This is a genomic window from Polaromonas sp. (genome assembly GCF_036676035.1).
Lineage (GTDB): Bacteria > Pseudomonadota > Gammaproteobacteria > Burkholderiales > Burkholderiaceae_C > Polaromonas.
The window spans coordinates 1-8,271 of the sequence record NZ_JAKFDR010000018.1 but is presented as its reverse complement, the minus strand read 5'-3'; the positions used below and the strand labels follow the sequence as shown (position 1 = coordinate 8,271).

Annotated in this window: 9 protein-coding genes; 6 read left to right on the top strand and 3 right to left on the bottom strand. The window is 65.4% G+C overall.

What is annotated here, in order from left to right:
- From V6M61_RS04345 to V6M61_RS04320, 6 genes are all read left to right on the top strand, one after another.
- Positions 1-235 (top strand): dihydroneopterin aldolase (locus V6M61_RS04345; RefSeq protein WP_332775340.1); only part of this gene is annotated, 235 nt, incomplete at its 5' end.
- A gap of 4 nt (positions 236-239) precedes the next feature.
- A complete protein-coding gene (gene ttcA, locus V6M61_RS04340) occupies positions 240-1,172 on the top strand; it encodes a tRNA 2-thiocytidine(32) synthetase TtcA (protein WP_332775339.1) in 933 nt (310 codons plus the stop codon).
- Between the two features lie 46 nt (positions 1,173-1,218).
- Positions 1,219-1,836, top strand: coding sequence for a DUF4136 domain-containing protein (locus V6M61_RS04335; RefSeq protein ID WP_332775338.1), 618 nt, complete (start codon positions 1,219-1,221; stop codon positions 1,834-1,836).
- A 224-nt stretch (positions 1,837-2,060) separates the two neighbouring features.
- The gene (locus V6M61_RS04330) at positions 2,061-2,702 is read left to right on the top strand and encodes a histidine phosphatase family protein (RefSeq protein ID WP_332775337.1); all 642 of its coding nucleotides are present in this window, start codon (positions 2,061-2,063) and stop codon (positions 2,700-2,702) included.
- Positions 2,702-3,841: a DSD1 family PLP-dependent enzyme gene (locus V6M61_RS04325; protein WP_332775341.1), complete on the top strand. Its 1,140-nt coding sequence runs from the start codon at positions 2,702-2,704 to the stop codon at positions 3,839-3,841. Before V6M61_RS04330 ends, V6M61_RS04325 begins: the two co-directional genes overlap by 1 nt.
- Before the next feature lie 19 nt (positions 3,842-3,860).
- Positions 3,861-5,612 carry a lysoplasmalogenase family protein gene (locus V6M61_RS04320; protein ID WP_332775336.1) on the top strand — a complete coding sequence of 584 codons (1,752 nt, stop codon included), beginning with the start codon at positions 3,861-3,863 and terminating at the stop codon, positions 5,610-5,612.
- Here the strand turns inward: V6M61_RS04320 and V6M61_RS04315 are convergent.
- The 3 genes from V6M61_RS04315 to ruvA all read right to left on the bottom strand — a co-directional run bounded on the left by V6M61_RS04315 (position 5,584) and on the right by ruvA (position 7,976).
- A complete protein-coding gene (locus V6M61_RS04315; RefSeq protein ID WP_332775335.1) occupies positions 5,584-6,177 on the bottom strand; it encodes a class I SAM-dependent methyltransferase in 594 nt (197 codons plus the stop codon). The two genes, V6M61_RS04320 and V6M61_RS04315, sit on opposite strands and share 29 nt — an antisense overlap.
- Before the next feature lie 24 nt (positions 6,178-6,201).
- A complete protein-coding gene (gene ruvB, locus V6M61_RS04310; protein WP_332775334.1) occupies positions 6,202-7,272 on the bottom strand; it encodes a Holliday junction branch migration DNA helicase RuvB in 1,071 nt (356 codons plus the stop codon).
- Positions 7,273-7,403: 131 nt separating this feature from the next.
- Complete coding sequence (ruvA, locus tag V6M61_RS04305; RefSeq protein WP_332775333.1) at positions 7,404-7,976, bottom strand: Holliday junction branch migration protein RuvA; 573 nt, start codon at positions 7,974-7,976, stop codon at positions 7,404-7,406.
- Positions 7,977-8,271: the final 295 nt, after the last annotated feature.

Genomic DNA, 8,271 nt, shown 5'->3' with positions numbered 1-8,271 from the left:
GCTGCTGCCCAGCGACGACGACATCAAACATGTGCTGGACTACCGCAAGGTGCGCCAGATCATCATCAACGAGTGCACGGCCGAGCATGTGAACCTGCTGGAAAGCCTGATCGGCAAGCTGGCACACCGGCTGATGCTGCTGCCCGGCGTGCTGGGGGTGCGGGTGAGGATTGCCAAACTTGAAATTTTTGACGACTGCGAAGTGGCCATTCGCGTCGAGACAGGACAGTGGTGAAACGATGAGTGCCGTTTGGATTGAAGATGAAGTAGCGCCGGCGCCGGCGCCGGCAAAACTCAAGATAGAACGCGAAGACCACAAGCTCGAAAAGCGCCTGTGCCGCGAGGTCGGCCGTGCGATTGTCGACTTCAACATGATTGAAGAAGGCGACAAGGTCATGGTCTGCGTCTCCGGGGGCAAGGACAGCTACGCCATGCTCGACATCCTGCTCAAGCTGCAAAAACGCGCGCCCATCAGGTTCGAGCTGGTCGCCGTCAACCTCGACCAGAAGCAGCCCGGCTTTCCCGAGCACATCCTGCCCGAGTACCTGGGCCAACTCGGCGTGCCTTTTCACATCGAAAACCAGGACACCTACAGCATCGTCAAGCGCGTGATTCCCGAAGGCAAAACCATGTGCAGCCTGTGCTCGCGGCTGCGGCGCGGCATTTTGTACCGCGTGGCCGGCGAGCTGGGGGCCACCAAAATCGCGCTGGGCCACCACCGCGACGACATGCTGCAGACATTCTTCCTCAACATGTTTTTTGGCGCCAAGCTCAAGGGCATGCCGCCCAAGCTGGTCAGCGACGATGGCAAGAACATCGTCATCCGCCCCATGGCTTATGTGGCCGAAAAAGACCTGACGCGCTGGGCCCAGGTGCGTGACTTCCCCATCATCCCCTGCACGCTGTGCGGCAGCCAGGAAAACCTGCAGCGCAAGCAGGTCGGCAACATGCTGCGCGAGTGGGACAAAAAGTACCCGGGTCGGCTGGAAAACATGTTCAGCGCGCTGCAAAACATCGTGCCTTCGCACCTGATGGACAGCAAGCGCCACGACTTCAAGAACATCAAGACCACCGGCGTGGCCGACGCCGAGGGCGACAAGGCGTTTGATGCGGACACCTTCGCGGAACCTGCACGGCCCGGCCTGCAGGTGATCGGATTGAGCGCCGTCTAGCACTCGCCAACCATCTTCTTCAGGATAATTTCGACCGGAGGCCCTTGTGAAACGCGCGCTAACAGCTATTGTTTCAATAGCAATTCTGGCACTGTCCGTCACCGGGTGCGCCAGCAAATGGATCATCGACAGCGAGGTCCATTCGTTCGCACGCTGGTCGCCAGCCCCGCCGGCCGCCGGCAGCACCTACCGCTTCGAGCGCCTGCCCTCGCAGCAAAGCGCCGAGGCCGCACAGGCGCAGCTCGAAACCATGGCCCGCACGGCGCTGGAGCGGGTCGGCCTGGTGTTCAGTCCCGACAACGCCCGCTTCAGCGTGCTGATTGGGGCCAGCAGCCAGGGGCCGCTGCGCTCGCCGTATGACGACGGCTACGGCTTCGGAACGCCGGGCGTGCCCGGCATGTACCTCGGCGCCAGCCGGGGTGGCGGGTCTGTTGGTTTCGCGTTTCCGCCCATGGTCTATGAGCGCCCGTTCTACAAGCGCGAGGTCACCGTGATCATGCGCGACCTGCGGACCAACGCACTGGCGTATGAAACACGGGCCGTGCACGAAGGCCTGTGGACCGACCCGGCCGCTGTGCTGCCCGCCATGTTCGAAGCGGCCCTGCGCGGCTTCCCGGTGCCCCCCGCCGGCCCGCGCCGGATCGACATCGAAATCTCACGTTGAAGATGTGGCCCCCACGTTCGCTCGCTTCGCGTAACTCTCTGCCCCCCGAGGGGGCTGTGCTTGCTTGGGGCGGCCCGGCGCTGCGCACGGGCCTCCACACGCTTGTCGCATTCCCGTTCATCCTGAGGTATCGAAGGATGCCCCCAAGGGGGCTAATTTCCCTTGGGGCGGCCCGGCGGGAAATTGTTGGCCCCCACGCTCACTCACTTCGTGTAATTAAATAAATGACAGAACCAACCCGCATCATTGCCATCCGCCATGGCGAGACCACCTGGAATGTGGACTCGCGCATCCAGGGCCACCTCGACATCCCGCTCAACGACACCGGCCGCAGGCAGGCGCACCGCCTGGCGCAGGCGCTGGCGGGCGAGCCCATCACCGCCATTTATGCCAGCGACCTGTGGCGCGCCCATGACACCGCGCTGCACGTCAGCCGGGCCGTGAACGTGGACGTGACGACCGAAGAAGGCCTGCGCGAGCGCGGCTTTGGCGAGTTTCAGGGCAAGACCTTTGCCGAAATTGAAGCCGCCCTGCCCGAGCAGGCGATGCGCTGGCGCAAGCGCGACCCCGGCTTTGCGCCCCCCGGCGGCGAATCGCTGCTGCAGCTGCGCGAGCGCGTGGTCAGCACCGCCCAGCGGCTGGCCGCCCGGCACCGGGGCGAGCTGATCGCCATGGTGGGCCATGGCGGGGTGATGGACGTGCTGTACCGCGCGGCCACCCGGCTGGACCTGCAGGCGCCGCGCACCTGGGAGCTGGGCAATGCAGCCATCAACCGCCTGCTCTGGAGCCCCGAAGGCTTCTCGCTGGTGGGCTGGGCCGACACCCAGCATCTGGACGATGACACACGCGACGAGAGCTACTCATGATGATGGATTTACCCGCCCATTTGACCGGCCTGATCGGCCAGGCCGTCGGCGCGATTGACACGCCGGCGCTGGTGATTGACCTGGACGCCATGGAGCGCAACCTGGCCACCATGGCCGCCTTTGCGCGCCAGCACCAGGTCAGGCTGCGGCCCCACGCCAAAATGCACAAAAGCGCCACGCTGGCCAGACTGCAAATGGCGGCGGGCGCGGTGGGTGTCTGCGTGCAGAAGACCGCCGAAGCCGAGGCGCTGGCGGCACACGGCGTGAGCAACATCTACATCAGCAACCAGGTGATCGCGCCGGCCAAGCTCAAGCGCGTGGTGGCCCTGGCCCAGCAGCTTGCCGCCCTGAACGGGCAGCTCGCCATCGCGGTCGACAGCCTGGAGGGCATCACCCGGCTGGCCGCCGCCGCCCACGGCCTGTCGGTGCACCTGCACGTGCTGGTTGAAATTGATGTGGGCCAGGCCCGCTGCGGAGTGCATCCCGGCCCAGCCGCCGTGGCGCTGGTCCAGACCATCGCCCGCCACCCGCAACTGCAGTTTGCCGGACTGCAGGCCTACCACGGCCGCGCCCAGCACTTTCGCACGCTGGCAGAGCGGCGCACTGCGATTGAGCAGGTGGTGAGCGATGTGCGCCGCACCGTGGCCGCCCTGCAGGCCGCGGGCCATGCCGTGCCGCTGGTCACGGGCGCCGGCAGCGGCACGTTTTTGCTCGAGGCGGCCAGCGGTGTCTACGGCGAGTTGCAGGCCGGCTCGTACCTGTTCATGGACCGCGACTACGCCAGCAACGAACCCGACCCGGCACAGCCGCAGTTTGAACACGCCCTTTTCGTCAAGTCACAGGTGATCAGCGCCTGCGCCAGCCACGCGGTGGTGGACGCCGGCCATAAAAGCCACGCGATTGATTCGGGCCTGCCGGCCGTTCACGGCCGGGCGCTGGACTACGCCAATGGTGGTGACGAGCACGGCATTGTGCGCGGCAAACCCTTGCCCGCGCTGGGCGAGACGGTCTGGCTGATTCCCGGCCATTGCGACCCCACGGTCAACCTGCACGACCACCTGATCGGCGTGCGCGGCGGCTTGCAGCATGGCACGGTCGAGCAGATCATCAGGGTTGACGCCAGAGGCGCGCTGACCTGATTCGACGCAAAATTGAACGATGGGAAAAATCATCGTTCTGGCCACCCCGGTCTTCTTTCTGCTGATTGCGATCGAGTTCGCCTGGGGCTGGCTGCGCGAGCGCAAAGGCACCGGCCGCAACACCTACCAGTTCGACGACGCGATCAACAGCATCAGCCTGGGCGCGCTCAGCCAGCTCAGCGCCGTGCTGCTGCCGCTGCTGAGCATCGGCATTTACAGCGCCGTTCAATCATCGGTGTCGCTGGTGCCCGCCGCACAGGCGCAGGCGTTCTGGAACACCTGGTACGGCTGGCTGCTGGCCCTGGTTTTTTATGATTTCTTCTACTACTGGCTGCACCGCATGGGCCATGAGTCGGCCGTGCTGTGGGCCGCCCATGTGGTGCACCACCAGAGCCAGCGCTACAACCTGTCGACCGCGCTGCGGCAAAGCAGCTCGGATCTGCTGCTGGGCTGGATTTTTTACCTGCCGCTGGCCATCGCCGGCGTCCCGCCGGTGCTGTTTGGCATCGTCGCGCTGGTGGATCTGCTCTACCAGTTCTGGGTGCATACCGAACAGGTCGGCAAGCTGGGCTGGTTTGACCGCGTGTTCTGCTCGCCGTCCAACCACCGCGTGCACCATGCGGTCAACGACCACTACATCGACAAAAACTACGGCGGCATCCTGATCCTCTGGGACCGGCTGTTTGGCAGCTTCCGGGAAGAAGGCGAGCCCTGCGTCTACGGCACCCGCAGCCCGCTGGGCAGCTGGGACCCGCTGTGGGCCAACGCCGAAGTCTACTGGTCGCTGCTCCAGGACTCCTGGCACGCCCAAAACTGGGCCGACAAGGTCCGCGTCTGGTTCAAACCGCCGGGCTGGCGGCCTGCCGATGTGGCGGTGCGCTTTCCGCGGCCGGCGTTTGACATCAGCCAGGTGGAGACCTTTCAACCTGCCGCGAGCCGTGGCGTGCGGTGGTTTGGAGGGCTGCAGTTTGTGGCGCTGCTGCCCTGCGTGTCGGCCTTTCTGTGGTTTGCCGACTCCTTGCCCCCGGCCCATCTGGCCGTCTGGCTGGCCGCCCTCGCCACCGGCTTCTGGGCCATGGGCGCGGTGCTGCAGGGGCGCCTGAGCATGCTGGAAGTGCTGCTGGTGGAAGCCGCCGCACTGGGAGCCGCCACCGGCGCGCTGGAGCTGCTGGAATGGCACCGCCTCTTCAAACCGCTGCCCATGGTTTTTGCTATCACTTTGGTAGCTGTTCGCACCCATAAATCAGGGACCTGGGGCCGATTTGACATTTACTTATGGCTCGCCCTGGCGGCGTCGCTGGCGGGCGACGTGTTCCTGATGTTTGAGGGCTACTTCATCCCCGGCCTGGTGTCCTTCCTCGTGGCGCACCTGTTTTACATCGCCCTCTTCAAGCAGGGCGTGCCCTGGCTGCCGAACCGCCGTGCGCTGGCCGTCACCGGGGGGATTGGTGCGCTGATGTACGCCTTCTTGTGGACCCACGGCCTGCCGGCCGAACTGCGCGCACCGGTGGCCGTCTACGTCACGGCCATCGCCCTCATGGCCGCCCAGGCCTTGGGCCGGGCCACGGTGCTGCGCGACCAGGCCGCCACACGGGCGGCGATCGGTGCCTGCGTGTTCATGCTCAGCGACTCGCTGCTGGCCTTCAACCGGTTTGTGCAGCCCTTGCCGATGGCCGCGCTGTGGGTGTTGTCCAGCTATTACCTGGCGCAGATTCTGATCCTGCGCCACGCTCGCCCGCCTGTCACAGCGCAGCCGTCGCGTCCTTCGTGAGCAGGATTTCCCAGGCGACCTTGGGTTTCTCGTAGCGGCCTATCGTCCTTTCCTGCATCGACAGAGTGGTCCAGCCTGCGCTGAAAAGCGACAAGACCTCGCCACCGTCGAAAAAACGTTTGGCCTGCCCATCCACTTCGTAGTAGTGGGGGCTGATTTCGCGATGCCCGGTGGCGCCGTAGTGGACGTCGCCGGTCGAGTTCAACCTGCAGACCAGCAGGCCGCCGTCCGCCAGACAGCGGTGGATATCCCGCACGATGCCCAGCGTCTTCTCCCATTCAAAATAGTGCAGGCACAGGCTCGCGATGACCACGCCAAAGCGCTGATCGGCAAAAGGCAGGGGATCGTTCAGGTCGTGGTGCAGCACGGTGGCCGCGGGCACCCGTTGCGAGGTCAGGGCCAGCGCTTCGGGGGCAATGTCGGTGGCGGTGATTCGGTGAAAGCCCTGCTGCGCGAGGAACCATGTGTCGTAGCCCGGGCCGCAACTCAGCTCCAGGATCTCGGCCGTCTTCGGATAGCGGTGCAACAAGGGCACCCACGGCTCAAGCCATGGATCACGGTTCATCCGCACGCCTTCCGTGGATTTTCTTCAAGCAGATTCAAACAGTCCGCCTTCGCGGTTCGGAGGCGCCACGCCCAGATGGCGGAACGCGGCCAGCGTGGCGATGCGCCCGCGCGGGGTGCGCTGCAGATAACCCTGCTGGATCAGGTAAGGCTCGATCACGTCTTCAATCGTGTCGCGCTCTTCGCCGATGCTGGCGGCGATGTTGTCCAGCCCGACCGGACCGCCGTCGAAGCGGTGAATCACGGCTTCGAGCAGCTTGCGGTCCATCAGGTCGAAGCCCTGCGGGTCGACATCGAGCATGGCCAGCGCCTTGTGCGCGATGTCCTGCGTGATGCGGCCGTCGCCCTTCACGTCGGCGTAGTCGCGCACGCGGCGCAGCAAACGGTTGGCGATGCGCGGCGTGCCGCGCGAGCGACGCGCAATCTCGATGCCGCCTTCCTCGTCCATGGGCGCGCCCAGCAGGCCGGCGCTACGTTTGACGATGCGCGCCAGCTCCTCGGCCGTGTAGAACTCCAGCCGCGCCACAATGCCGAAGCGGTCGCGCAGCGGATTGGTCAGCATGCCGGCGCGCGTGGTCGCGCCCACCAGCGTGAAGGGCTGCAGGTCGAGCTTGATGCTGCGCGCCGCCGGGCCTTCGCCGATCATGATGTCGATCTGGTAGTCCTCCAGCGCCGGGTAGAGGATTTCCTCGACCACCGGGCTCAGGCGGTGAATCTCGTCGATGAAGAGCACGTCGTGCTTCTCCAGATTGGTCAGCAGCGCCGCCAGGTCCTTGGGCTTTTCAAGCACCGGCCCGCTGGTCTGGCGCAGGTTCACGCCGAGCTCGTGCGCGATGATGTGCGACAGCGTGGTCTTGCCCAGGCCGGGCGGGCCGAACAGCAGCACATGGTCCAGCGCCTCGCTGCGCTTCCTGGCCGCGCCGATGAAAATTTCAAGCTGCTCGCGCACCTTGGCCTGGCCCACATACTCGTCAAACAGCTTGGGCCGCAGCGCGCGCTCAATCGCCTCTTCATGGGGCGAGGCGGGCGCAGCCGACATCACGCGTTTGGACGGCGGCAGGTCGGAGATGGAAAAATCGTCGGTCTGGATGCTCATTTAGCCCCCACGCTTGTCACTTCGTGTACTGCGCTGCCCCCCCGAGGGGGCCGCTGCGCCTGCGGCCCGGCCAAGCCGGTTCCGCGGCCCTGGCTGGTCTGGAGCCGAGTCCCCCACGTTTGCCGCTGCGCTCATTTGGCGAGGGCCTTGAGCGCCAGCTTGATACCGTCGCTCACGCCGATGTCCTTGGGCAGGGCCTTGAGCGCCAGCGCCGCATCGCGGTCGCTGTAGCCCAGCGCCATCAGCGCCTGCAGGATGTCGGACTGCGCATCATTGGCCACGCTGACCTGCACGCCGATGTCGGCGCCCAGCTTGCCCTTGAGCTCGAGCAGCAGGCGCTCGGCGGTTTTCTTGCCGATGCCCGGCACCTTGATGATGCGGCCGGCTTCCTGGTGAGTCACGGCCTGGGCCAGTTCCTGCACGCTCATGCCGCTGAGCACGCTCAGCGCCGTGCGCGGGCCCACGCCGGAAATCTTGATGAGCTGGCGAAACGCCGCTCGCTCGGCGGCCGAACCAAAGCCATAGAGGATTTGCGCGTCTTCGCGCACCACGAAATGCGTGAGCAGGCTCACCTTGTCGCCCAGAGCCGGCAGGTTGTAGAAGGTGCTCATGGGCACCAGCACTTCATAGCCGACACCATTGCAGTCCACCAGCACCTCGGGAGGGTTCTTTTCGGCCAGCTGGCCTGAAATGCGTCCAATCATCCTAGAAACCGCAGTTGGACGCGCCCGAGTGAGCCGTCATGGGGTGGGCTGGCAAGGCGCGCGGGAGCCCCCACGCTTGTCGCTTCGCGTACTGCGCTGCCCCCCGAGGGGGTTGTGCTTGCTCGGGGGCGGCCCTTCGCGGCGCACGACGCTGCAGACTGATGCCCGCAAAGAGGAGCAACGCCGCCAGCGCGCGCCAGGGCGGCTCAATCGGGTGCGTAGCGCTGTCACCCAAAAAGTGAACTCGCGCGTGAGCGAATAAGTATGTGTTCATGCGGTCTTGCCAGCGGTTAAT